The 23,352-nt window shown below is 72.5% G+C and carries 19 protein-coding genes; 10 read left to right on the top strand and 9 right to left on the bottom strand.

The window, feature by feature from the left end; genetic code table 11:
* Positions 1-52: 52 nt before the first annotated feature.
* The 3 genes from B5D80_RS03080 to B5D80_RS03070 all read right to left on the bottom strand — a co-directional run bounded on the left by B5D80_RS03080 (position 53) and on the right by B5D80_RS03070 (position 4,292).
* A complete protein-coding gene (locus tag B5D80_RS03080) occupies positions 53-2,455 on the bottom strand; it encodes a phosphoketolase family protein (protein WP_088642215.1) in 2,403 nt (800 codons plus the stop codon).
* Between the two features lie 125 nt (positions 2,456-2,580).
* A complete protein-coding gene (locus B5D80_RS03075) occupies positions 2,581-3,405 on the bottom strand; it encodes a universal stress protein (protein ID WP_088642237.1) in 825 nt (274 codons plus the stop codon).
* A gap of 83 nt (positions 3,406-3,488) precedes the next feature.
* A complete protein-coding gene (locus B5D80_RS03070; RefSeq protein ID WP_088642214.1) occupies positions 3,489-4,292 on the bottom strand; it encodes a PP2C family protein-serine/threonine phosphatase in 804 nt (267 codons plus the stop codon).
* Between the two features lie 116 nt (positions 4,293-4,408).
* Here B5D80_RS03070 and B5D80_RS03065 point away from each other — a divergent pair, with 116 nt between their 5' ends.
* The 8 genes from B5D80_RS03065 to B5D80_RS03030 all read left to right on the top strand — a co-directional run bounded on the left by B5D80_RS03065 (position 4,409) and on the right by B5D80_RS03030 (position 11,466).
* Positions 4,409-4,645 (top strand): HTH domain-containing protein, encoded by a 237-nt coding sequence (locus B5D80_RS03065; protein WP_088642213.1) that lies wholly within the window; start codon positions 4,409-4,411, stop codon positions 4,643-4,645.
* On the top strand, positions 4,645-5,223 hold the full coding sequence (locus tag B5D80_RS03060) for a Clp protease N-terminal domain-containing protein (RefSeq protein WP_088642212.1): 579 nt from the start codon (positions 4,645-4,647) through the stop codon (positions 5,221-5,223). The genes B5D80_RS03065 and B5D80_RS03060 overlap by 1 nt, the downstream gene beginning before the upstream one ends.
* Positions 5,224-5,325: 102 nt before the next feature.
* Positions 5,326-6,333 (top strand): diacylglycerol/lipid kinase family protein, encoded by a 1,008-nt coding sequence (locus B5D80_RS03055; protein ID WP_088642236.1) that lies wholly within the window; start codon positions 5,326-5,328, stop codon positions 6,331-6,333.
* Positions 6,326-7,327: a YihY/virulence factor BrkB family protein gene (locus tag B5D80_RS03050; RefSeq protein WP_088642211.1), complete on the top strand. Its 1,002-nt coding sequence runs from the start codon at positions 6,326-6,328 to the stop codon at positions 7,325-7,327. The genes B5D80_RS03055 and B5D80_RS03050 overlap by 8 nt, the downstream gene beginning before the upstream one ends.
* An 82-nt stretch (positions 7,328-7,409) precedes the next feature.
* On the top strand, positions 7,410-8,903 hold the full coding sequence (locus tag B5D80_RS03045; protein WP_088642210.1) for a phosphatase PAP2 family protein: 1,494 nt from the start codon (positions 7,410-7,412) through the stop codon (positions 8,901-8,903).
* Positions 8,904-8,913: 10 nt separating this feature from the next.
* Positions 8,914-9,738, top strand: a complete 825-nt coding sequence (locus tag B5D80_RS03040; protein WP_088642209.1) for an endonuclease/exonuclease/phosphatase family protein — start codon at positions 8,914-8,916, stop codon at positions 9,736-9,738.
* Between the two features lie 100 nt (positions 9,739-9,838).
* Positions 9,839-10,357, top strand: coding sequence for a SigE family RNA polymerase sigma factor (locus B5D80_RS03035; protein ID WP_088642208.1), 519 nt, complete (start codon positions 9,839-9,841; stop codon positions 10,355-10,357).
* On the top strand, positions 10,354-11,466 hold the full coding sequence (locus tag B5D80_RS03030; RefSeq protein WP_088642207.1) for a hypothetical protein: 1,113 nt from the start codon (positions 10,354-10,356) through the stop codon (positions 11,464-11,466). Before B5D80_RS03035 ends, B5D80_RS03030 begins: the two co-directional genes overlap by 4 nt.
* Before the next feature lie 168 nt (positions 11,467-11,634).
* On the opposite strand, the gene B5D80_RS03025 is transcribed toward B5D80_RS03030, so the two are convergent.
* Both B5D80_RS03025 and B5D80_RS03020 read right to left on the bottom strand, forming a co-directional pair.
* Positions 11,635-12,402: an alpha/beta fold hydrolase gene (locus tag B5D80_RS03025; protein ID WP_088642235.1), complete on the bottom strand. Its 768-nt coding sequence runs from the start codon at positions 12,400-12,402 to the stop codon at positions 11,635-11,637.
* A 227-nt stretch (positions 12,403-12,629) separates the two neighbouring features.
* A complete protein-coding gene (locus tag B5D80_RS03020; RefSeq protein WP_088642206.1) occupies positions 12,630-13,592 on the bottom strand; it encodes a TIGR03557 family F420-dependent LLM class oxidoreductase in 963 nt (320 codons plus the stop codon).
* 381 nt (positions 13,593-13,973) lie between these two features.
* Between B5D80_RS03020 and B5D80_RS03015 the strand changes: the two genes are divergently transcribed.
* A complete protein-coding gene (locus B5D80_RS03015; protein ID WP_088642205.1) occupies positions 13,974-15,362 on the top strand; it encodes a cellulase family glycosylhydrolase in 1,389 nt (462 codons plus the stop codon).
* A 144-nt stretch (positions 15,363-15,506) separates the two neighbouring features.
* Here B5D80_RS03015 and B5D80_RS03010 read toward each other — a convergent pair whose 3' ends face one another.
* From B5D80_RS03010 to B5D80_RS02995, 4 genes are all read right to left on the bottom strand, one after another.
* Positions 15,507-17,645 carry an alpha-galactosidase gene (locus tag B5D80_RS03010; protein WP_088642204.1) on the bottom strand — a complete coding sequence of 713 codons (2,139 nt, stop codon included), beginning with the start codon at positions 17,643-17,645 and terminating at the stop codon, positions 15,507-15,509.
* Positions 17,646-17,797: 152 nt separating this feature from the next.
* Positions 17,798-18,718: a carbohydrate ABC transporter permease gene (locus B5D80_RS03005; protein WP_088642203.1), complete on the bottom strand. Its 921-nt coding sequence runs from the start codon at positions 18,716-18,718 to the stop codon at positions 17,798-17,800.
* Positions 18,715-19,674 carry a carbohydrate ABC transporter permease gene (locus B5D80_RS03000; RefSeq protein ID WP_088642202.1) on the bottom strand — a complete coding sequence of 320 codons (960 nt, stop codon included), beginning with the start codon at positions 19,672-19,674 and terminating at the stop codon, positions 18,715-18,717. Before B5D80_RS03000 ends, B5D80_RS03005 begins: the two co-directional genes overlap by 4 nt.
* 22 nt (positions 19,675-19,696) lie before the next feature.
* On the bottom strand, positions 19,697-21,022 hold the full coding sequence (locus tag B5D80_RS02995; protein ID WP_088642201.1) for an ABC transporter substrate-binding protein: 1,326 nt from the start codon (positions 21,020-21,022) through the stop codon (positions 19,697-19,699).
* A gap of 279 nt (positions 21,023-21,301) precedes the next feature.
* Between B5D80_RS02995 and B5D80_RS02990 the strand changes: the two genes are divergently transcribed.
* Positions 21,302-23,347, top strand: coding sequence for a beta-galactosidase (locus tag B5D80_RS02990; protein WP_088642200.1), 2,046 nt, complete (start codon positions 21,302-21,304; stop codon positions 23,345-23,347).
* The last annotated feature ends 5 nt before the right edge of the window (positions 23,348-23,352 follow it).

Genomic DNA, 23,352 nt, shown 5'->3' with positions numbered 1-23,352 from the left:
GTGGCCGATGGTGGGCCGACCGGTGACCGGCCCACCACGGGCCCCGGGGGTGTCACTGCCCGTCGAGCTGCTGAGGCTGGGTCTCGCGGAGCCAGCGCCACTCGGCGACCCGGGGGTCGTCCTCGCCGTGGCGGCGGGTGTAGTCGCGGCAGGCCTGCCGGGTGTCGACCATCTCCTGCCGCAGGTGGGCGGCGCGGGCGGCCAGGCCGGGCACCCGGTCGATGACGTCGATGACCAGGTGGAACCGGTCCAGGTCGTTGAGCATCACCATGTCGAACGGCGTGGTGGTGGTGCCCTCCTCCTTGTAGCCGCGCACGTGCAGGTTGTCGTGGTTGGCCCGGCGGTAGGTGAGCCGGTGGATCAGCCACGGGTAGCCGTGGTAGGCGAAGATGATCGGCTTGTCGCGGGTGAAGATGGTGTCGAACTCGTTGTCCGGCAGGCCGTGCGGGTGCTCCGACGACGGCTGGAGCCGCATCAGGTCGACCACGTTGACGACCCGCACCTTCAGCTCGGGCAGGTGCTGGTGCAGCAGGTCGGCGGCGGCGAGGGTCTCCAGGGTCGGCACGTCACCGGCGCAGGCGAGCACCACGTCCGGCTCCTGGCCCTCGTCGGTGCTGGCCCAGTCCCAGATGCCCAGGCCGCGCCGGCAATGCTGGACCGCCTCGTCCATGGTCAGCCAGTTGGGGGCGGGCTGCTTGCCGGCGACCACCACGTTGATGTAGTGCCGGCTGCGCAGGCAGTGGTCCATGGTGGAGAGCAGGGTGTTGCCGTCCGGCGGCAGGTAGACCCGGACGACCTCGGCCTTCTTGTTGACCACGTGGTCGATGAAGCCCGGGTCCTGGTGCGAGAAGCCGTTGTGGTCCTGCCGCCACACGTGGCTGGACAGCAGGTAGTTCAGCGAGGCGATCGGCTCCCGCCAGGGGATGCCCCGGGTCACCTTCAGCCACTTGGCGTGCTGGTTGACCATCGAGTCGACGATGTGGATGAACGCCTCGTAGCTGGTGAAGATGCCGTGCCGGCCGGTCAGCAGGTAGCCCTCCAGCCACCCCTCGCAGAGGTGTTCGGAGAGCACCTCCATCACCCGGCCGTCGGGGGAGAGGTGGTCGTCGGTGGTCTCGATCCGGCCGTCGAAGGACCGGTCGGTGACCTCGAACGCGGCACCGAGCCGGTTGGAGGCGACCTCGTCCGGGCCGAACAGCCGGAACGTCTGCGGGTTGGCGGTGATGACGTCGCGGACCCAGGTGCCGAGCACCCCGGCCGCGCCGACCACCGGCTCACCCGGCTGCTTGACGTCAACGGCGTAGTCGCGGAAGTCCGGCAGGGTCAGGTCGCGCAGCACCCGCCCGCCGTTGGTGACCGGGTTGGCGCTCATCCGGTGCTCGCCCTTCGGCGGCAGCGCGGTCAGCTCGGCGACCGGGGCGCCGGTGGCGTCGAAGAGTTCCTCCGGCCGGTAGCTGCGCAGCCAGCGCTCCAGCTCGGCCAGGTGCGCCGGGTTGTCGCGTACCTCGGCGATGGGCACCTGGTGGGCGCGGAAGGTCCCCTCGACCTGCTTGCCGTCGACCTGGGCCGGGCCGGTCCAGCCCTTCGGGGTGCGCAGGATGATCATCGGCCAGCGGGGGCGCTCGACGTGGCCGCCCGAGCGGGCCACCCGCTGGATCTCGGCGATCTCGTCGCAGGCCCGGTCCAGGGTGGCGGCGAGGAGCTGGTGCACCTGCTCCGGGTCGTCCCCGGCGACCAGGTACGGCTGGTAGCCGTGGCCGCGCATCTGGTTGAGCAGGTCCTCGGTGGGGATCCGGTCCATGACCGTCGGGTTGGCGATCTTGTAGCCGTTGAGGTGCAGGATGGGCAGCACCGCGCCGTCGCGGGCCGGGTTGAGGAAGACGCTCGACTGCCAGCTCCCCGCCAGCGGCCCGGTCTCCGCCTCCCCGTCGCCGATGACGCAGGCGACCAGCAGGTCCGGGTTGTCGAAGGCCGCGCCGTAGGCGTGGCTCAGGGCGTACCCCAGCTCGCCGCCCTCGTGGATCGAGCCCGGCACCTCAGGTGCCACGTGGCTCGGGATGCCGCCGGGGAAGGAGAACTGGCGGAACAGCCGCTGCATGCCGGTCTCATCGCGGCTCACCGAGTGGTACAGCTCGCTGTAGGTGCCCTCCAGCCAGGTGTTCGCCACCAGGGCCGGGCCGCCGTGGCCGGGGCCGGTGACGAAGATGGCCGACAGGTCACGGTTGACGATGACCCGGTTGAGGTGGGCGTAGAGCAGGTTCAGGCCGGGGCTGGTGCCCCAGTGGCCGAGCAGGCGGGGCTTGACGTGCTCGGGGGCGAGCGGCTCGCGCAGCAGCGGGTTGTCGAGCAGGTAGATCTGCCCGACGGTCAGGTAGTTCGCCGCCCGCCAGTAGGCGTCCAGCCGGCGCAGCTCGTCGTCGGTCAGGGGGCTGTGCAGGTCGAGAGCGGTGTCCATGCTGCCAAAGCCTCTCGCGGGTCGGGGGGTTCTGCACCCGGAAGCGCCGATTCGCCCCGGGCAGACCCAGTCTTCGCGTTCGTGGGATCACCGGTCAGGGCCGTTGGTCCCGGCCGCTGGGGACGTCATGCCCCGGCCGGTACGGCGGAAACAATTCCACGGACGACGATGACCGGAGCCGGCGCGTGGTAGAGCAGGGTCTGGCTCACCTCGCCCAACATGCCCCGCCCCGGCTGGTCGCCCCGCGCGCCGACCAGCGCCACCTGCGCCGACCGGGACTGCTCCACCAGGACCGTGCCGGGGTCGCCGCGCACGGTGTGGCACTCGGCCGGCACCCGCGGGTGCTGCCGGCCGACCTCGGCGACCAGCGCGCCCAGCACGTCGTCGTCGGGTCGTCCCGGCTCGACCGCCCGGACCGCGATGACCCGGGCCTGCCGGCGGGCGGCGCAGTCGAAGGCGAAATCGAGCGCGGCCCGGGAGCTGGGTGAGCCGTCCACCCCCACCAGCACCGGGCCCGGGGGCGGGGGGTCGCGGCGGACCACCAGCACCGGGCAGCCGGCGCGGGCGGCGAGCTGCACGGCGGGCGCGTCGGCCGGTACGCAGGCGCCGCAGCCGGCCATCCCGCCGTCCCCGATGGCCACCAGGAACGCCGTCGCGGAGCGGCGGATCAGGGCCTCGACCGGTGCCCCCTCGACGATCTCCCCACTGACCGGCACCGCCGGTTCGACCTCGTTCGCGGCCGTGGCGGCGCGGGCGACCAGTTCCTCGGCGGCGTCCCGGCTGCCGGCCACCGACGGGCCGACGAGGGCGGCCTCCCAGTTGAACGCGTGCAGCAGGGCCAGCCCCCGGCCGTGTGCGGCGGCCTCGCGGGCGGCCAGCCGGACCACCGCGAGGTCGTCCGGTGCCGGCCCGACACCGACCACCACCGGCCCACCCGTGGACCCGGTCATCCGGTTCACCTCCCGGGCGTCCGCACCCACGCCCACGCCGTCCCCACCGACGCTAGTCGCGGCGGGCGGGCGGTGGAGCCGGATCAGTCGGACGGGTGTCCTCCGGTCGCCGGGTGCACGCGCAGCACGACGGCGGTGGCGTTGTCGCTGCCGCCCTCGGCCAGGCTCGCGGCGAGCAGGCCGCGTACCGTCCGGGTCGGGTCCGGCCCGGCGAGCAGGTCCCGCAGCCGGTGGTAGTCGAGCTGGTCGCTGACCCCGTCGGTGCACAGCAGCCAGGTGTCGCCGGGGCGCAGCGGCACCCCGAGCAGGTCCGGGTCCGGCCGGTCGGGATGGCCGAGGTAGCGCAGGAGCTGGTAGCGGGCACGGGCGGCCTCCCGGGAGTTCGCCGGCCACCAGCCGTGCAGCACTCCGAGCCAGGCCATCGTGTGGTCCACGGTGACCAGCTCCAGCAGGCCGTCGCGCAGCCGGTAGGCCCGGGAGTCGCCGAGCTGGACGATCCAGGCCAGCTCGCCGTCGGGCTGGGCGAGCATGGCGGTCAGGGTGCAGCCGGCCAGCTCGTCGATGGCGGCGCCGGCCCGGCGTACCCGGATCTGGGCCTCGGTGATCGCGGCGCGCAGCTCGCGCGGGCCGACGGCGGGCCAGCCGGCGCGGACCAGTTCGTGCAGCGTGTCCCGGGCGGTGCTGCCGGCGACGCGGCTGCCCTCGCCCTCGCCCATGCCGTCGACGACCACCGCGAACGGCAGTTCCGGGTCGACGTGCAGGGCGTCGAAGTTGGCCGAGTAGCGGTGGCCGGCCACGGTGCCGCCGGCGACCTCCCACTCGACCCGGCCGACGGGCAGCCGGCGGGCCGCCTCGACGGGCTGGTCAGCGGTGCGGCGACGGAACACCAGCGGACCGTAGCACCGCCGCCGGCCCGGACCGGGCCGTCCGGCGTCGTGTCGGGTAGCCGACGCCGTCGTCAACTGAGGTTGACGCTCGGGGCGTGTCAACGTACATTGACAGCATGAGTCAGGCGACGGAACTCGCGGCGGCCGCCGGCAGCACCGACCCCCGGGTCGGCCTGCGCGCCGTGCGCGCCCTGCGCCGGCTCCTCGAACGGCTGGAGGTGGTCCAGGTGGACAACGCCCGACGACAGGGCTGGTCCTGGCAGGAGATCGCCGACGCGCTCGAGGTCAGCCGGCAGGCGGTCCACAAGAAGCACGCCGGGCGACCGGCGGTCCACGGCACCGGGGAGGCATGATGTTCGAACGGTTCACCGACCGCGCCCGCGCGGTCGTCCGGCACGCGGTCGAGCAGGCCAAGATCGACGGGGGACGACCCGTCGGCACCGAGCACCTGCTGCTCGCCGTCCTGGCTGACGGCGACGGGCTCGCCTGCCGGGTGCTCACCGCCGCCGGCCTCGACGCCGACGACCTGCGCGCCCGGATCGGGCGGCACACCGGCGACGGCGGCACGGGGCTCGGCGAGGCCGACGCCGCCGCGCTGCGCGAGATCGGCATCGACCTCGCGGCCATCGTCGCCCGCATCGAGGACACCTTCGGCCCCGACGCCCTGCGCGAGGCGGTCCCGGCCCCCCGCAGCCGGTGGCGGCTACGCCGACCGCTCGGCGGGCCGCTCTCGCCGCGCTCCCGCACGGCACTGGAGTTGGCGCTACGCGAGGCGCTGCGGCTGCGCCACCGGCACATCGGCACCGAACACCTGCTGCTCGGGGTGCTCCGCGAGGGCGGCGGCCTGGGCGCGACGGTGCTCACCGAGGCCGGCGCGGACCTCGACGACCTGCGCCGACGGGTCGAGTCGGCGCTGCGTACGGCGGCCTGACCGGCCGCCCCCGGCCCGGCCCGGCTCAAACCTGTTTGCGGTCAACGCAACGTCGGCCGTCGCCGGGTCGCTGACCGGGCCGGGGTGCTGCACACTGACGCCGTGGACGGTGCAGAGCAGAAGCGTACGGTGACCGGCGGCGACCGCCCCCCGCGTTCGGCGGTGGTGGTCAACCCGACGAAGGTGGCCGACCTCGACGAGTTCCGCGCGACCGTGGACGAGGCCCTCGCCGCCGCCGGCTGGCCCGCCCCCACCTGGTACGAGACCAGCGCCGAGGACCCCGGCCGGGGGCAGACCGAGCAGGCCGTCGCCGCCGGCGCCGAACTGGTCTTCGCCTGCGGCGGCGACGGCACGGTGATGGCCTGCGTCACCGCGCTCGCCGGCACCGACGTGGAACTCGCCGTGCTGCCCCAGGGCACCGGCAACCTGCTCGCCGCCAACCTCGGGCTCTCCAACGACCTCGCCGCCGGCCTCCAGGTCGCCGTCGAACGGGGCCGCCGCCGGCTCGACGTCGGCGTCGTCGACGACAGCTGCTTCGCGGTGATGGCCGGGATGGGCTTCGACGCGCAGATGCTGGCGGACACCTCCGAGACCACCAAGGCCCGCATCGGCTGGCCCGCGTACGTGGTGGGGGCCGCGAAGCACCTGCGGGACCGCCCGATGCGGCTCACCATCCGCATCGACGACCGGCCGCCCATGCGTCGCCGGGCCCGCACCGTGCTCGTCGCCAACGTCGGACGGCTCCAGGGCGGGGTGCGCCTGCTCACCGACGCCGAGCCCGACGACGGCTGGCTCGACGTCGCCGTGCTCACCCCCAACCGGGTCCGGCACTGGCTCGCCATGGGCTGGGCCCTGGTCCGCCGCCGGGGCAGCGTCCCCCGGATGGAGGTCCACCGGGCCCGGAAGGTCGTCATCGCCAGCAACCGGGCCCAGCCCCGGCAGCTCGACGGCGACCTGATCGCGCCGGGGCGCACCCTGACCGCCGAGATCAGGCCGGAGTCGCTCTGGCTGTGCGTGCCGCGCCCGGCCGGCGACCCCGACCTGGCCCACGACGCCGACGCGGCCGCGCAGCGCGGGGAGAAACTGGTCGGGGAAGCCCGCCGTGAGTAGCACCCGGCTCGTCCCCGAGACCCGGTTGATGGCGTCGGACGAACTCTCCGCCGACGACGCCTGGCGTACGCTGCGCCGGCACGGTGGCTGGCAGTTGCTGCGCGACGGCTTCATCAGGTTCCGCTACGGCGACGGGTTCAGCCACTCCCGGGCCTTCGCCCTGCAACTCTGCCTCGCCGTCGTGCCGTTCATGATCGCCCTCACCGGCCTGATCAGCGACCTCGGTGTCGAGGAGGGCGGCCGGGTGGTCGCCGACACCGTGCTGGCGCTGACCCCCGGGCAGAGCGAACAGGTGGTGCAGGAACTGCTCGGCGAGGGCGACCGCACCGAGAGCAGGGGCGAGTTGGCGCTGACCCTCGGCCTGATCACCGGCCTGGTCGCGTTGACCACCACGATGGCCCAGATCGAACGCGGCGCGAACCGGATCTACGGGGTGGAACGGGACCGTCCCGCGCTGTGGAAGTACCTGCGGGCGGCGGTGCTGGCCGTGGTCGCCGGCCTGCCCGCGCTGGCCGGGTTCCTGATCCTGGTCGGCGGTGGGGCGATGGGCGAGTCGGTGCAGCGGCACTACGAGTGGGGTGACCTCGCCGCCGGTGTCTGGGGGGCGGTGCGCTGGCCGCTGAGCCTGGTGCTGACCGTGGTCGCGGTGGCGGTGATCTTCCGGCACGCGCCCCGGCGCAAGCAGCCCGGTCTGTCCTGGCTCTACTTCGGCGCCGGCATCGCGACCGTCCTGTGGTGGCTGGCGAGCCTGCTGCTCGCCGCGTACGTCAGGTTCGGCGGCGGGTTCGGCCAGACGTACGGGGCGTTGACCGGGATGATGGCGCTGCTGCTGTGGGCCAACCTCACCGGCATGGCGCTGTTCGGCGGGCTGTCCTTCGCCGCCCAGCTGGAGGCGATGCGGATCGGGGCCCCGGAGCCCGCCCAACCCGACCTGTGGGAGCCCGACGCCGAGCGGGGCGAACTGTTCGACACCGGTGACATGACCGCTCTCTGAGCCCGCCACACCGGACGGGCGTGTACGCGGTGGCGGAATCGGGTACAGCGCGCCTCGCCACGTCGACGCAGGGAGGTGCGGGGTGACCGCGGTCAAGGAGTCAACGGCCCGACGGCCGCTCGGCCATTTCGCCGAACGGAGCGTCGTCGGCCTGCTGGCCGTGGCCGGCGCGGGGGTGGCCTTCGGGCTGCTGCTGATGCTCGTCCGGTTCAAGTGGGGCCCGATGTACCACGCCGACCACGAGGCGGCCGAGTGGTTCAACGGGCTCGTCGCGCCGCACCACGCGCTGGTCACCGTGCTCCAGGCGGTCACCGACCTGGGCGGGCGGCCGGTGCTGATCTGGCTGGTCACCATCGCCGTGGTCACCCTGCTGATCCGTCGGCAGTCCCGGCTGGCGGTCTACCTGATCGTCACCGGGGTGGGCGGGCTGATCCTCGACCCGTCGCTCAAGGCACTGGTGGGTCGGCTCCGCCCGGTGGTCGACGTGCCGGTCGCCAGCGCCCCCGGCAACAGCTTCCCCAGCGGGCACGCGCTCGGCTCGTTCGTCGCGTACGGGGCGCTGCTGCTGGTCTTCCTGCCGGCCATGTCGCCCCGCTGGCGCAAGCCGGCGATCGCCATCGTCGCCGTGCTGGTGGCGTTGATCGGGCTGACCCGGATCGCACTCGGCGTGCACTTCGTCTCCGACGTGATCGGCGGCTGGCTGCTCGGCGCGGCCTGGCTCGGCGTCACCGCGTACGCCTTCCGGCTGTGGCGGCGCGAGCGGGGCCGGTCGGTGCCGCCGCTGACCGAGGGGCTGGAACCGGAGGCCGCCGAGAAGATCACCCCCGCCCCGGCCGAGGAGCACGTGCTGGAGCACCCCCGCTCCGCCGTCGCCGAACTGCTGGTCGGCTGGGTGATCGTCTTTGGCGCCCTGTACGGCTTCGGCACCTACGTCAGCTACCACGCCAAGGGCACCGTCTTCGAGACCCTGGACACCGACGTGCCGCGCTGGTTCGCCGACCGGCACACCGACTTCCTCACCGAGCTGAGCTGGTGGTGGAGCAAGTTCGGCGACACCCACGCCATCCTGATCGTGTCGCTGGTCTTCTGCCCGCTGGTGCTGGCCATCTGGAAGCGGTGGCGGCCGGTGCTGTTCGTGGTGCTGGCCCTCTTCGGCGAGCTGAGCCTGTTCCTCGCCTCGGCCCGGGTGGTGGACCGGCCCCGCCCGGCGGTGGAGAACCTCGACGGGCAGATGCCCACCTCGTCCTTCCCGTCCGGGCACATCGCCGCGACCACCTGCCTCTGGCTGGTCATCGCGATCATCGTGTTCGTCCGTACCGACCGCTGGTGGCGGTGGCTCTTCGTGGCGCTGGCCGTGATCATGCCGGTCGGGGTGGCGGTCTCCCGGATGTACCGGGGCATGCACCACCCGACCGACTTCATGGGCGCGCTGATCCTCAGCGGCCTCTGGATCGGGCTGCTCTACTGGGTGATCCGCCCCAACGCCGACGTCTACGAGGGCAACCGGCCCGAGATCGAGTCGGAGCAGGTCGACGAGCTGGACGACGAGCTGGCCAAGGCCGGCCGCCCCGGGTGAGTAGCCCACCGTGCTGCGGGTGATGACCTGGAACATCAGGACCGGCGGCCGGGACCGTACCGGCCCGGACCGGCGGGACCTGGTGTGCCGGGTCGTCACCGCGCAGGCCCCCGACGTGCTGGCCGTGCAGGAGCTGCGCGGCTTCGACCGGCCGGGGGTGCTGGCCGGGTTCGCCGACCGGCTGGCGATGCGCCCGTACCTGGCCCGGAGCTGCTTCGGTCAGCCGGTGGCGGTGCTGGTCCGCCCGCCGTGGCGGACCCGCTCCGCCGGGCCGGTCCGTCGGCCGTTGCACCACGCGGCGCAGCGGGTCGAACTGGCCACCACCGCCGGGCCGCTCACCGTGTTCAGCGTCCACCTCGACCCGTACACCGGGCTGCGGCGGCGCATCGAGGCCGGCTGGCTCGCCGCAGCGGTGCGCCGCGCACCGGGGGAACTGGCGCTGCTCGCCGGTGACCTGAACACCCTCGACCCGGGCATCGACCACACCGGGCGGGTGGCCCGGCTGCCGGTGGCGTACCGGCGGCGGCACCTGCGCCGTGACGGGCGGACGGTGGACACCCGGGCGGTGGCCCGGCTGCTCGCCGCCGGCCTGGTCGACCTCTGGACCCACGCCGCCGGACCGGCTGACCCGGCCGGGTCGGCCGAGGCCGGGCTGACCGCGCCGACCCGGCACGGCGGGGGCGTCGAGTTCTCCGGCATGCGGCTGGACTACCTGCTCGGCACCCCGGCGCTCGCCGCCCGGCTGCGCGACGTCCACGTGGTACGCGGGGGCGACACCGAGTACGCCTCCGACCACTACCCGGTCGTCGCCGACCTGGACCTCGACCCGGCCTGACCGGCCCGCCGGTGCCCACCCGCAGCACCCGTGCAACCCTTTGCGGCCCCGCCGCCATCGCTACGGTGACAGAGCCAGCGTCCGGGACGGGGAGTGGTCGATGCACGCGACGCAACGGCAGGAGTACGTCGACTTCGTCACGGCGGCGACACCGAAGCTGCGCCGCACGGCGTACCTGCTCACCGGGGGTGACGCCCACCGGGCCGACGACGTCGTACAGCAGACGCTGACCCGGTTGTACGTGCAGTGGGGCCGGGCACGGGCGGCCGACGACATCGGGGCGTACGTGCACCGGATGCTGGTCAACGCGTTCCGGCAGGAGCGCCGGGCCCGCTGGTTCGGGGTGCGCCTGCTCGACCGTCCGCCGGAGCCGGAGCCCGGGGGAGCCCCGCCGACCGACGCGGTGGTGGACACGGTCGCGGTGCGGGCCGCGTTGGCGGCGGTGCCACCCGGGCAGCGGGTGGTGCTGGTGTTGCGCTTCTACGCCGACCTGAGCGTCGAGCAGACCGCCGAGGTGCTGGGCTGCTCGGCCGGGAACGTCAAGAGTCAGACCGCGCGGGGGCTGGCCGCGCTGCGCCGGCAGTTGCCGCTGGCGGACCCGACGGAGGTGACCCGATGATCCACGACGACGAGACCCTGGTCCGGGAGATGCTGACCCGGGCCGCCGACGACCTGCCGACCGGGAGCCCGGACACCACGGCGTTGGTGACGGCGGGGGAGCGCGCGGTGCGGCGTCGCCGCCGGCTGGCCGTGGCGGCCACGGCGGTGGTCACCGCCGTGGCGCTGCTCGGCGTCACCGCCCTGCTGGGGGTACGTCAGCCGCCGACCCCGGCCGACCGGACCTGGCCGCCCACGGTCGCGCCGACCGCCTTCGATCCGGCCCGGCAGCTCTTCCGGTTGACCTGGCTACCGGAAGAGCTGCCGGAACGGAGCCTCTCCACCGCTGCGGACCGGCAGACGATCGGGGCGGCCCGGTACACGCCGTTCGAGGGAACCCAGGCCCGCAGGTTGGTCGGCAGCGTCGCGGTGACCGTGGGCGCGCGGGGGGTGGACTTCTTCACCGACCAGTTGACCCGGGACAACAGGAACGCGGGGAAGCTACGCAGCGGCCCGACGCCGTGGCCCACCCCGCCGGGTTCACCTGTCGAGCCGGTGCAGGGGCATCCCGCCTTCCTGCACACCAGCCCCGACGGCAAGGAGACGGTGCTGTCCTGGCGGTACGCTGCGGACGCCTGGGTCACGATCACCGCTGTCACCCTCGACCGTCCGGCGGAGGTGCTGCGGCGGGTGGCCGAGGGGATGGTGTGGGAACGGCAACCGGTCCGGGTGCCGTTCCAGCCGGTGGCGCTGCCGTCGGACGCCCGGCTCCAGCTGGCCCGGATGGGCTGGCGGGACGGCCGGTGGGACCTCGTGCTTCTCGACTACCGGCTCCCCGGTTCCTCCGCCGCCGGTGGGGACCTGACCATCGGCCTGGAGCGCAGCGACCAGCGAAGCGACCCGACCGGCGTCGTGCAGGGCCGACCGGCGTGGATCTCCGTCTGGCGTGGCTGGTCCGGCACCTGGTCGGTCGGTGGTGTGCCCGGCTGCGTCGGCTGCCGGGCCCTGGTGGGGACGGGGAGTCCGGCGGGCAGCGCCGCGCTCGGCGGCCAGGACGGGGCCCGGGATCTGGCCGCCGCCATCCGGCCGGTCGCCACCCACGACGACGAATCGACCTGGCGACCGCTGTGACGTCACCCGGCGGGGAGTGGGCGCGTGGTCCCCTCCCCGCCGTCGTCAGAGGAACAGGTTGACCACAACGGTCAGGGCGATCGAGGCGAGCACCGAGAACAGGATCATCAGCAGGCAGCCGAAGCCGCCGCCTAGAGGTCGGATCTGTGTGTTGCCGAAACGCATGGTTCACCTGGCCAGAGTCGGGACGAGCAGGTCACGGATCGCCCCGGCCACCGGCCCGGGGGCGGTGGTGAGCACGTTGTGGGCGGCACCGGGCACGGTGACCAGCCGGGCGTCGGGCACCAGCCGGGTGACCTGGGCGCGCCACCGGGGCGGCACGATCGGGTCACGTTCCCCGGCCAGCACGAGGGTGGGCACGGTGATCCTGACCAGATCCTCCTCCACCGCGTTGCGTACCGAGTGCGCGACGGTGGCCGCCACCCGCCAGGGGCGCGCGTCGAGGACGTCGCGGACCAGGATCGGTGCCTGCCAGGGCACCTCCCGCAGGCTGTCCACCAGCCACCGGCCGACCAGCCCCCGCCGGGACCGGGCGGTGGGGTCGCTGGTCGGCCCGGCCAGCACCAGCGCCCGGACCGCCCCGGGGCGGGCCACCGCGAGCGCGGCGGCCACCTCCGCGCCGAACGAGTGCCCGACCAGGCAGACCGGGGGCATCCGGTACGCGTCGAGCCAGGCCAGCAGGTGTGCGACGTGCTGCCGCAGGTCGTAGGAGTGGCCGGGGTGGGCGCTCAGCCCGAAACCGGGCAGGTCCGGCACGTACACCGGGTGGGTGGTGCCGAGCGTCTCGGCCAGCGGGGTGAGGTAGCGGTGCGACACGGCCAACCCGTGCACCAGCACCACCGGGGGCGTGCCGGGGGCCGTCGGGTCGGCCGATCGCCGGGTGTGCGTACGCAGCCCGTCGACGAGCCGGAACTCGCTGGTGAGGGTCGCCCGCACCCGCCGCGCTACGGCCTGCGGGCCCGGTGCGGCCGGCGACGTGAGGTCCGGGCCCGGCGCGGTGACCGGTCGGGCCGGACGGGACGTGTGGGCCGGGCCGGGAGGGTGGGCGGGTCGGTCCGACCCGGCCGTCGGGTGTGGTGCGGCCAGTGCCCGCCGCAACGCGTCGAGGCAAGTGCCGGTCGGGCCGGGTCGGGTACGCGACCCGGCCCGACCCGCCACGGCGGTCACAGTTCGCGCAGTCGGGGCAGTAGCTGCTCCTGCGCCCAGTCCAGGAACATCGGCTGGCTGTCCCCGCCGACCTGCACGATCGCCACGTGCGTGAAGCCGGCGTCGACGAAGGCGCGGAAGGCCTCGACGTGCCGGTCGACGTCGGGGCCGCAGGGGATGCCGTCGGCGACGTCCTCCTCCCGGACGAACTGGGTGGCGGCGGCGAAGGCCTCCGGGTCGGGCAGGTCGGCGTTGACCTTCCAGCCGCTGCCGAACCAACGGAACTGGTCGTGCACGATCTTGCGGCACTCGGCCTCGTCGGGGCCGTAGCAGATGGCCACCTGGCCGTAGCGGGGCTGCCCGGCACCGCCCGCGTCGTCGTAGAGCTGGATGATCCGGGAGTCCGGTTCGGTGGCGACGATGCCGTCGGCGTACTCGGCGGCGAGGGTGGCCGACGACGGTCCGGACGCGGCGACGGCCATCGGCACGGGGTGTTCCGGCCGGTCCCAGACGTAGGCGTCGGGGACGTCGAAGTGGTTGCCGGAGAAGGTCAACGTCTCGCCATTGAGCAGCGGACGGATGATCTGGAGCGCCTCGGAGAACATCTCGTGCCGCTGCTGCACGTGCGGCCAGCCGCCGACGACGTGTTCGTTGAGGTTCTCCCCGGCGCCGAGGCCGAGGGTGAACCGCCCGTCGGAGAGCACCCCGATGGTGCTGGCCTTCTGCGCCACCACCGCCGGGTGGTACCGGCGGATCGGGCAGGTCACGAAGGACATCAGCTCGGCCCGGCTGGTGGCGTGGGCGACCGCGCCCAGCACCGACCAGGCGTACGGGGAGTGGCCCTGCGCGTCGAGCCACGGATAGTAGTGGTCGGACATGACCAGCTGGTCGAAGCCGGCCGCCTCCGCCCGTACCGCGTGGTCCACCAACTGCTTCGGGCCGGTCTGTTCGCACATCAGGGTGTAGCCGACGCGGACCATCCTGGTTTCTCCTTCCGGGCGACGATCGTCACCGGATACCCCTGGCCGGTGCCGGTCAACCGCTGATGCGGGGTCGGGTCCCTCTTGACGGTGGCGGGAGGGCGGTCTAAGGTCCGGCTTAACCGGTTCAGGCTGGTGGTGTCACATCCTGTGGTGGGGATGACCGCCCCCTGTGGCGGCTCACGGTCGGCGTGGGTCGCCGCAGGGTCGGCGGGGACAGGCAGGCAACTTAACCGGTTGCCTTCCCGACCCGGTGGGCCTACGCTGGTCCGCACGCGGCCAGGGAGTCAGGCGGCGGCTGCCGGGCTGCAGCCGAGCGCCACCGTCACCAGCATCGCCACCCCGCCAGGGCAACGGGGTCGACCCTTCCTGAGGAAACCCATGAAGAAGCGACTTTCCGTCGCCGGCGTCGCCCTGCTCACTGTCCTCGCCGCCGTGTTCGCCTTCGGCCAGCCGGCCCAGGCCGCGGCCGGTTTCACGGTCTCCGGTGGCAAGCTGTACGACGCCAACGGCAACGAGTTCATCATGCGCGGCGTCAACCACGCCCACACCTGGTACCCGCAGCAGACCACCTCCTTCGCCAACATCAAGGCGCTCGGCGCGAACACCGTCCGGGTGGTGCTGGCCAGCGGTGACCGCTGGACCAAGAACACCGCCGCCGACGTCAGCAACGTCATCTCGCTGTGCAAGGCCAACAAGCTGATCTGCGTGCTGGAGGTGCACGACACCACCGGGTACGGCGAGCAGGCCGGGGCGATCACCCTGGACCGCGCGGTCGACTACTGGCTGAGCATCGCCAGCGCCCTACAGGGCCAGGAGCGGTACGTCATCGTCAACATCGGCAACGAGCCGTACGGCAACCAGGGCTACGCCACCTGGGCCACCGACAACGCCAACGCGATCAAGCGGCTGCGGGCCGGCGGCATCACCCACACGATCATGGTGGACGCCCCGAACTGGGGTCAGGACTGGTCGTTCACGATGCGCGACAACGCGGCCGGGGTGTTCGCCGCCGACCCGCAGAAGAACACGGTCTTCTCGATCCACATGTACGGCGTCTTCGACACCGCCGCCGAGATCAGCGACTACCTGGGCCGCTTCCGCACCGCCAAGCTGCCCATCGTGGTGGGCGAGTTCGGCTTCGACCACTCCGACGGCAACCCCGACGAGGACACCATCCTGTCGTACACCCAGGCCAACGGGATCGGCTACCTGGGCTGGTCGTGGAGCGGCAACGGCGGCGGCGTGGAGTACCTCGACATGACCACCAACTTCAACCCGGCCGCCCTGACCACCTGGGGCCAGCGGATCTTCAACGGGGCCAACGGCATCAAGGCGACGGCGAAGGAGGCGTCGGTCTACTCCGGCACCACCCCGACCACGCCGCCGACGACCCCGCCCACGACGCCCCCGACCACCCCGCCGACCACGCCCCCCACCACCCCGCCGACGACGACCCCGCCGGCGACCGGTGGCTGCACCGCGACGTACACGATCATCGGTTCGTGGCAGGGCGGCTTCCAGGGTGAGGTGAAGGTGACCGCCGGCAGCGCGGCCATCACCGGCTGGACGACGAAGTGGACCTACGCCAACGGCCAGACCGTCAGCCAGGCATGGAACGCCTCGCTGAGCAGCAGCGGCAGCACGGTGACCGCCCGCAACGTCGACTACAACGGCCGGCTCGGTGCCGGGGCCAGCACCGCATTCGGCTTCATCGGCAGCTGGACCGGTAGCAACCCGGCTCCCACGGTCACCTGCACCGCGAGCTGACCACCCCCGCCCCACCGGTGGCCGGACCCTCCGGGGTCCGGCCACCCCCGTGATCGGCTCAACGGGGGCGGTGTAGCGGTATCCCCGACGGCTGATGCCGCAACTTCGCCCCCGTTGAGCCGATCAAGCCAGCGATCCGCGCTGTCAGTCCACGGCGTCGACCTCCAGGAGCAGCGCCTGCTCCGGGTTCAGGGCCGGCAGGTGCAGGCCCACCGTCGCCAGCACCGAGCCGGGCAGCGTCACTGCGGGCAGCCAACCGGGTCCGGTGATCTGCATGGCGTCCGGCTCCGGCACCCCCTGCGCGGGACGGACGGCGTACCGGCGGGCCGGGTCGAGGCCGGGCAGGCGGACCGGGCCGGGGACCTGCGTGACGGAGGTGGCCACCCGGGACACCGCGTACACGGCGCGGGAGCGGTCGTGGGCGACCACGCCGTGCGCCTGCACGGCCGGGTCCGGGTGGTCGAACCGCACCGCCCGCCCGGTGTGCAGCAGCGGCCGGAGCCGTTTGTGCAGGGCCACCCAGGCGGTCAGCTCGGCCCGCTCGGCGGCGTCGATCGCGACGATGTCCCACTCGATGCCGTGGTGGCCGAAGAGCGCGGTGACCGCCCGGAAGCCCAGGGTGTGCACCCGGCCGGTGGTGTGCGAGCGCCCCGGGCCGATGTGCGTGCCGACCAGCTCCGGGGGCAGCAGCAGGCCGGTCCAGCGTTGGATGGACAGCCGTTCCAGGGCGTCGTTGGTGTCGCTGGCCCAGACCCGGTCGGTACGTCGCAGGATCTCCAGGTCGACCCGGGCCCCGCCGGACGAGCAGCTCTCGGTCTCCAGGTGCGGGTGCCGGGCGCGTAGCTCGTCGAGGAGCCGGTAGGCCGCCATGGTCTGCGCGTGCACCCCGGGCCGGCCGGCGTGCCCGGCCTCGGTGAGGTCCCGGTTGTGGTCCCACTTGAGGTAGCCGATCCCGGGGTTCCCGGTCAGCAGGGCGTCGAGCCGGTCGAGCAGGTGGGCGTACGCCGCCGGGTTGGCCAGGTCCAGCACCTGCTGGTGCCGCCACGGCAGGGGCAGCCGGCCGGGCGCGGTGAGCACCCAGTCGGGGTGGGCGCGGAACAGCTCGGAGTCGGGGTTGACCATTTCCGGTTCGACCCACAGCCCGAACTGCATCCCGTGCCCGCGAACATGCTCGATGAGCGGTCCCAGGCCGGCCGGCCAGACGTCGGCGTCGACCTGCCAGTCGCCCAGGCCGGCCCGGTCGTGCCGGCGGCCGGTGAACCAGCCGTCGTCGAGGACGAACCGTTCCACGCCCACCTCGGCGGCGCGGTCGGCGAGGGTACGTAGCCGGTCGAGGTCGTGCTCGAAGTAGACCGCCTCCCACACGTTGAGGGTGACCGGGCGGGGTGTGCGGGGGTGGCCCGGCCGGGCCCGCAGGTGGGTGTGCAGCAGGTCGCTGAGCCCGTCCAGCCCGGCGGTGGAGTGCACCGCGTAGAGCAGCGGGGTGGCGTACTCCTCACCGGGGCCGAGGACGATCTCCCCGGGGGCGAGCAGTTCCCCGCCGCCCAGGGTGGATTCGCCGGTGGGGCGGCGTTCGGCGACTGTCACGTGGTCGCCGCTCCACGCGGTGTGCACCGCCCACACCTCGCCGTGGCCGAAGCCGAACCCGGCGGTGCCGGCGACCAGCAGCAGGGTGGCGTCGTGCCCGGTGCGCCCGTGCCGACCCTCGCGCACCCACGCGCCGTGCGGCCACGGGTGCCGTTGCGGCGCGCGTTCGCGGCACCAGCGGCCGGTCAGGTCGAGCAGTTCGGTGGCGACCGCCGGCACCGGCAGTACCGGCGTCAGCTCGCGTACCTCGTAGGGCTGGTCGGCGTCGTTGCGCAGCCGGTGCCGCACGGTCAGCACCCCGACCGGGTCGAGGGTGACCTCGACGGTGAGGGTCAACCCCGCGTCCGGGTCCGTCGCCCGCACGGCCACCCGCGCCGCGCCGTCCGGGTCGTCGACGTCGAGGCGGTTGAGGCGGAAGGCGGTGGACCAGTCCCGGCCGGCGCGGTGGCCGGCGAGTCCGGGCCGGCCGCTCCAGCCGGCGCTCGCCTCGGGCAGCAGGGACAGTACGGTCGGCGCGTCGAAGCTGCTCGGCACCACCGGCGGCACGGTGGCGTCGAGCAGGGCCGGCAGGTCGTCGGCGGGCACCGGGCCGAGGTCGGTGCCCCAGTGCACGACCCGGGGCAGCCCCGGGCCGCGCGCGTCGAGCACCAGGCTGGTGCGGCCCCGGCGCAGGTGGATCACGGTCGGATCGGTCATGGCGCTCATCTCCGGTGCGGGCGCGTCGGCGTCCGTCACGGTGGGTGAGGTCGCCTGGTGTCAGTACCGCGCGAGAGCGGTATGCCTGTGGGTCATATTCATGCCTGCCAGGAATACCGCTCTCGCGCGCATGGGTGGGTGGGTGCGGTGACTCAGCCTTTGGACGCCCCCAGGGTCAGGCCCTTGACGAACTGCTTCTGCAACAGGAAGAAGATCACCAGGGTGGGGATGGCGACCAGCACCGAACCGGCCGACACCAGGTTGTTGTCGGTGAAGAACTCGCCGCGCAGGTTGTTCAGCGAACTGGTCACCGGGAACTTGTCGCCGGTGCGCATCAGCACGGTGGCCCAGAAGAACTCGTTGTAGATCCAGGTCACCTCCAGGGTGGCCAGGGCCGCCAGCGCCGGCCGGCACAGCGGCATGGTCACCTGCCAGTACTGCCGCCAGATGCTCGCCCCGTCCACCATGGCCGCCTCGTAGAGGTCGCGGGGCAGCGCCTTCATGTAGTTGCTCAGCACGAAGACACAGAAGCCGCACTGGAAGGCCACGTTGACCAGGATCAGCCCCCAGTAGCTGTCGTAGAGCAGCTCCGAGTCGCTCATGAACTCCGGCAGCGGCACCTCGGTGAAGATCCGGAACAGCGGGATCAGCAGCGACTGCTGGGGCAGCAGGTTGGCGGCGGTGAACAGACCGAGCAGGACGATGTTGAGCTTCCAGCTGAACCGGGCGATCACGAACGCCACGCACGAGGCGAGGAACAGGGTCAGCAGCACCGCCGGGACGGTGATGTAGACCGAGTTGAGGAAGTGCTTGCCGAACTCGGCGGTCTGCCAGGCGGTGACGTAGTTGTCGAACGTCCACCCGCCGAACGAGACGTACCCGTTGGCGGCGGTGTAGGCGTAGGAGCGCAGCGAGGTCAGCACCGCCCAGAGGATCGGGAACAGCCAACCGACGGCGACCGCGCCGAGGAACAGGTGCAGCACCACCCGGGCGGGGCGCAACGGCCGGCGGCGCGGTGCCGGCTTCGCCGTCGGCGTCGACGCCGGCGGTCGGGTCACGGTCGACGCGCTCATCGCCGGTTCTCCCTCATGACGACGGCCAGGTAGATGGTGATGAAGACCAGCGAGACCGCCAGCATGATCGTCGCCAGGGCGGAGCCGAAGCCGATCCGGCTGGCCTCGCCGACGACGTTCTGGGTCACCAGGGCGGAGATCAGCTCCAACCCGTTGCGCCCCTTGTTGATCACCCAGACCAGGTCGAACGCGCGCAGCGACTCGATCACGGTCACCACCAGCACGATGATGTTGATGGGCCGCAGCACCGGGAAGATCACCCGGAAGAAGGTGCTGGTCTCCGACGCGCCGTCGACCGAGGCGGCCTCCCGCAGCGACGGGTCGACGCCCTTGAGCCCGGCCAGGTAGAGCAGCATGATGTAGCCGACGTGCCGCCAGCCGGCCGCCACCAGCACCGCCCAGATGTTGACGTTCGGGTCGCCGTACCAGTCGGTCTGACCGCCCAGGACGGCGTTGAGCAACCCCTGGTCGCGGGAGTAGATGAGCTGCCAGACGAAGCCGATCAGCGCCAGCGAGAGCACCACGGGCAGGTAGAGCGCGGTCTGGTAGAACCGGCTGCCCCGGATCTCCTTGTCGAGCAGCACGGCGAGGAACATCCCGAACGGGGTGGCGACCACGAACAGCGCGGCCAGCCAGAGCAGGTTGTTCTGCATCGCCGGCACGAACGGCGGGTAGATGTTCACCACGTCGGAGTAGTTCCGGCCGCCGACCCAGTCGATCTCGCTGAGCGGCCCGATGCCGTCCCAGTCGGTGCCGGAGAGCGCCACGGTGGCCAGTGCGGGCAGCCAGACCAGGGCGACCACCAGCAGCAGCGGTACGAGCACCATCAGCGTGATCACCACGCGGTCGGTGCGGGACAGGAGCCGTAGCCGCCGGCCGCGACCACCCGGGGAGGTGGTGGTCGTGGCCGGCGACGACACGGCGTGATCCGCTTGGATCAGGGGCAGGTCGGACACGACGGTCCTCCCCCTCTCGCCGTCAGCTGGTGAAGATCGACTTCTTCTGGTTCTCGATGCTGTTGACCAGCCCGTCGATGTCCCTGGGGTTCTTGATGAACTGCTGGAGCGCCGGGATGATCACGGTGGAGGCGAAGTCCGGCCGGGTGTCCCGGTCGAGGAACTGGGCGATCTCGGTGGCCGAGCCGACCAGCTCGGCGGCCTTCTTCTGCAGGGCCGTGTAGCCGCTGGTGTCCGCGCCGCTGTTGGCGACCAGCGTGGTCGGGTCGTTCTTCACCGTGATGTCGGCGGCCTCCTTCGAGCCGACGAACTCCAGCAGCTTCTTGGCGTTGGCCTCGGCCTTCGGCTTGCGGGCCAGCATGTAGCCGTCGATCGGCGCGTCCAGGGCCTTGGCCCCGATGGCCGGGTCGATCTCGGGGAAAGTGAAGAAGTCGATGTCGTCCTGCTCGTCGTTGCCGAACTGCTGGGCGACGAAGAGGCCGAGCAGGTACATGCCGCTCTTCTTCTGCTGCAACGACTGGGCGGCCTCCTGCCAGGTGCGGCCCAGGCTGTCCGGCTGGTGCAGCGGGAGCAGCCCGGCCCAGGTGTCGAAGACCTTCTTGACCTTGTCGGAGGTCCACGCCTCCTTGCCCGCCATCAGGTCGATGTGGAACTGGTAGCCGTTGATCCGCAGGTTGAGGATGTCGAAGGTGCCCATCGCCGGCCAGCCGTCCTTGTCGGCGAAGGCGATCGGGGTGAGGCCGTCCTTCTTCATCTGCGCGCTGAGGGTGGTGAGCTGGTCGAGCGTGGTCGGTACCTGGTAGCCGTGCTGCTTCCAGACCGACTTGCGGTAGAACATCGCCCACGGGTAGTACGACGACGGCACGAAGTACTGCTTGCCGTCGTCACCGGTGGACGCCTTCTTGAACGCGTCGGAGTAGCCGGAGAGCCTGCCCCACAGGTCGCTGATGTCGCCGGCCAGTCCCTTGGCGGCGAAGAAGCGCATCCGGTAGCCGGCGAACCACATGAACACGTCGTCCGGCTTGCCCTGGAGGTAGTTGTTGATGTTCTCCTGGTAGGTGTTGTGGTCCACCGTGTTGATCTTGGTGGTGATGCCGGACGAGGTCTTGAACCCGTCCATCACCTTGGCGATGACCCCCTTGGGCTGCGGGTCGGACTGGTTGGAACCGACCGACACCTCCTTGCTGTCGCTGCCCGAGTCGGAGTCGGAGCCGCAACCGGTGAGCAGCCCGGTGCCGAGCAGCGCGCCCGCGCCGACCCCGGTGAGCAGGGAACGTCGTCCGATGCCGGCGACGGAGGACGGTACGAGCCGGGCGAGATACTCGGCTTCGGTGCGGGGACGGGACATGGTGCCTCCTGCGGAAGAAGAGGTGCGCTGCGCCCGAGGGCCGTCAGTGGTGGGGGAGCGGCTGTTCGGGAATGCCAACATAGATCCACCGAGAACGAACATTGGCAAACACAAACTCCCGGTGGCGCTTGAAGCTACCCGTCCGTACGCGCCTGTCAAGAGGGCAGCTCCGGATCGGTATCGCCGAAGCCGTACGGGATCTCGGGGGTAAACGTTGGAAAGCGGGTCCGTGTTGGAAAGTGTTGACTTGATCGACCGCTAGGGGCACGCTCTGCTCTCATGCGGCAACACGGCACCTGGCAGGGCGACGGGATCTACTTCGGCGCCGACTACAACCCCGAGCAGTGGCCCGAGCAGGTCTGGGCCGACGACGTCGCGCTCATGCGCCGGGCCGGGGTCAACCTCGTCTCGGTCGGGATCTTCTCCTGGGCCCTGCTCGAACCCTCCCCCGGGCGGTACGAGTTCGACTGGCTCGACCGGGCCCTCGACGTCCTGCACGCCGGCGGAATCCACGTCGACCTGGCCACCGCCACCGCCAGCCCGCCGCCGTGGCTGGCCCACCGGCACCCCGAGACGCTGCCCCGCGCCGTCGGCGGCGGCGTGCTGTGGCCCGGCGGACGGCAGGCGTACTGCCCCAGCTCGCCGGTCTTCCGGGAGCGCTCGCTCGCCCTGGTCGAAGCGGTCGCCGACCGGTACGCCGAGCACCCCGCCGTCGTCATGTGGCACGTCTCCAACGAGTTGGGCTGCCACAACGTGCACTGCTACTGCGACGTCAGCGCCGAGGCGTTCCGGGGCTGGCTGCGGGAGCGCTACGGCGACCTCGACCGGCTCAACGACGCCTGGGGCACCGCCTTCTGGAGCCAGCGCTACCACGACTGGGCCGAGATCAACCCGCCCCGGTCCACGCTGACCATCGCCAACCCCACCCAGCAGCTCGACTTCCTGCGCTTCTCCTCCGACGAGCAGCGGGCCCAGCTCCGCGCCGAGCGGGAGGTGCTCAAGCGGCGGGTCCGGCAGCCGGTCACCACCAATTTCATGATCGGCATGGCCAAGCACATGGACTACCACTCGTGGACGTCCGACGTGGACCTGGTCGCCAACGACCACTACCTCATGGCCACCGACCCGTACGCCCACCTCGGCCTGTCGTTCGCCGCCGACCAGACCCGCAGCGTGGCCGGCGGCGACCCGTGGCTGCTGATGGAACACTCCACCAGCGCGGTCAACTGGCAGCCCCGCAACGTCGCCAAGACCCCCGGTCAACTCCGCCGCAACAGCCTCACCCATGTGGCGCGCGGCGCCGACGGGGTGCTGTTCTTCCAGTGGCGGGCCTCCCGGGCGGGCGCGGAGAAGTACCACTCCGCCCTGGTCCCGCACGCCGGCCCGGACACCAAGGTCTTCGACGAGGTCTGCCGGCTCGGCGCCGACCTCGCCGCCCTGGCCGAGGTACGCGGCAGCCGGGTCGAGGCCGAGGTGGCGATCCTGTTCGACTGGGAGGCGTGGTGGGGCGTCGAACTCGACTCCCATCCCAGCGTCGACGTCACCTACCCCGACCGGATGCGGGCGCTCTACGACGCGCTGTGGCGGGCCGGGGTCACCGCCGACGTGGTGCACCCGTCGGCCGACCTGTCCGGCTACCGGCTGGTCCTCGTCCCCACCCTCTACCTGGTCCGCGACGCCGACGCCGAGGCGCTGCACAGGTACGTGGCCGGGGGCGGGACGGCGCTGGTCACGTACTTCAGCGGGATCGTCGACGAGCACGACCACATCCGGCTCGGCGGCTACCCGGGGGCGTTCCGGGAGCTGCTCGGGGTGCGTACCGAAGAGTTCTTCCCGCTGTTGGCCGGCGAGCGGGTGGCGCTCGACGACGGCTCCACCGCCGACGTGTGGACCGAGTGGCTGCACCCGGTCGGCGCGGAGGTCGTCGCGTCGTACGAGGACGGTCCGCTGCCGGGCGTGCCCGCGCTGACCCGGCACCGGGTCGGCGACGGCACCGCCTGGTACCTGGCCACCCGGCTCGACGAGGCGGCCACCGACGCCCTGGTGGGCCGGCTGATCACCGAGGCCGGGGTACGCCCGCCGGCCGCCGCCCCGACCGGCGTCGAGGTGGTCCGCCGCCGCGCCGACGACCGGTCCTGGCTGTTCGTGGTCAACCACACCGATGCCGAGGCGACCCTCGACGTGACCGGCACCGACCTGCTCACCGGGCAGCCCTGCGGCGGCACGCTGCGGGTACCGGCCGGCGAGGTGGCCGTGGTGCGGGAGGAGCCGGCGGTGAGCGGGGCGGTCCCAGCGGGTGAACCCTCCCCGGCCGCAGCGGCCTGACCTGC

The sequence above is a fragment of the Micromonospora wenchangensis genome (assembly GCF_002210435.1).
Classification (GTDB): Bacteria; Actinomycetota; Actinomycetes; order Mycobacteriales; family Micromonosporaceae; genus Micromonospora; species Micromonospora wenchangensis.
The sequence above is the reverse complement of the archived record's forward strand: the minus strand, read 5'-3'. Positions and strand labels throughout refer to the sequence as shown.

Excerpts from the sequence above, each read along its gene's own strand:
- B5D80_RS03005 (WP_088642203.1), bottom strand. The coding sequence starts at position 18,718 with ATGAGCGCGTCGACCGTGACCCGACCGCCGGCGTCGACGCCGACGGCG.
- B5D80_RS03060 (WP_088642212.1), top strand. The coding sequence starts at position 4,645 with ATGTTCGAACGGTTCACCGACCGCGCCCGCGCGGTCGTCCGGCACGCG.
- B5D80_RS03075 (WP_088642237.1), bottom strand. The coding sequence starts at position 3,405 with ATGACCGGGTCCACGGGTGGGCCGGTGGTGGTCGGTGTCGGGCCGGCA.
- B5D80_RS03010 (WP_088642204.1), bottom strand. The coding sequence starts at position 17,645 with ATGACCGATCCGACCGTGATCCACCTGCGCCGGGGCCGCACCAGCCTG.
- B5D80_RS03030 (WP_088642207.1), top strand. The coding sequence starts at position 10,354 with ATGATCCACGACGACGAGACCCTGGTCCGGGAGATGCTGACCCGGGCC.
- B5D80_RS03065 (WP_088642213.1), top strand. The coding sequence starts at position 4,409 with ATGAGTCAGGCGACGGAACTCGCGGCGGCCGCCGGCAGCACCGACCCC.
- B5D80_RS03035 (WP_088642208.1), top strand. The coding sequence starts at position 9,839 with ATGCACGCGACGCAACGGCAGGAGTACGTCGACTTCGTCACGGCGGCG.
- B5D80_RS03020 (WP_088642206.1), bottom strand. The coding sequence starts at position 13,592 with ATGGTCCGCGTCGGCTACACCCTGATGTGCGAACAGACCGGCCCGAAG.
- B5D80_RS03015 (WP_088642205.1), top strand. The coding sequence starts at position 13,974 with ATGAAGAAGCGACTTTCCGTCGCCGGCGTCGCCCTGCTCACTGTCCTC.
- B5D80_RS02995 (WP_088642201.1), bottom strand. The coding sequence starts at position 21,022 with ATGTCCCGTCCCCGCACCGAAGCCGAGTATCTCGCCCGGCTCGTACCG.
- B5D80_RS02990 (WP_088642200.1), top strand. The coding sequence starts at position 21,302 with ATGCGGCAACACGGCACCTGGCAGGGCGACGGGATCTACTTCGGCGCC.
- B5D80_RS03080 (WP_088642215.1), bottom strand. The coding sequence starts at position 2,455 with ATGGACACCGCTCTCGACCTGCACAGCCCCCTGACCGACGACGAGCTG.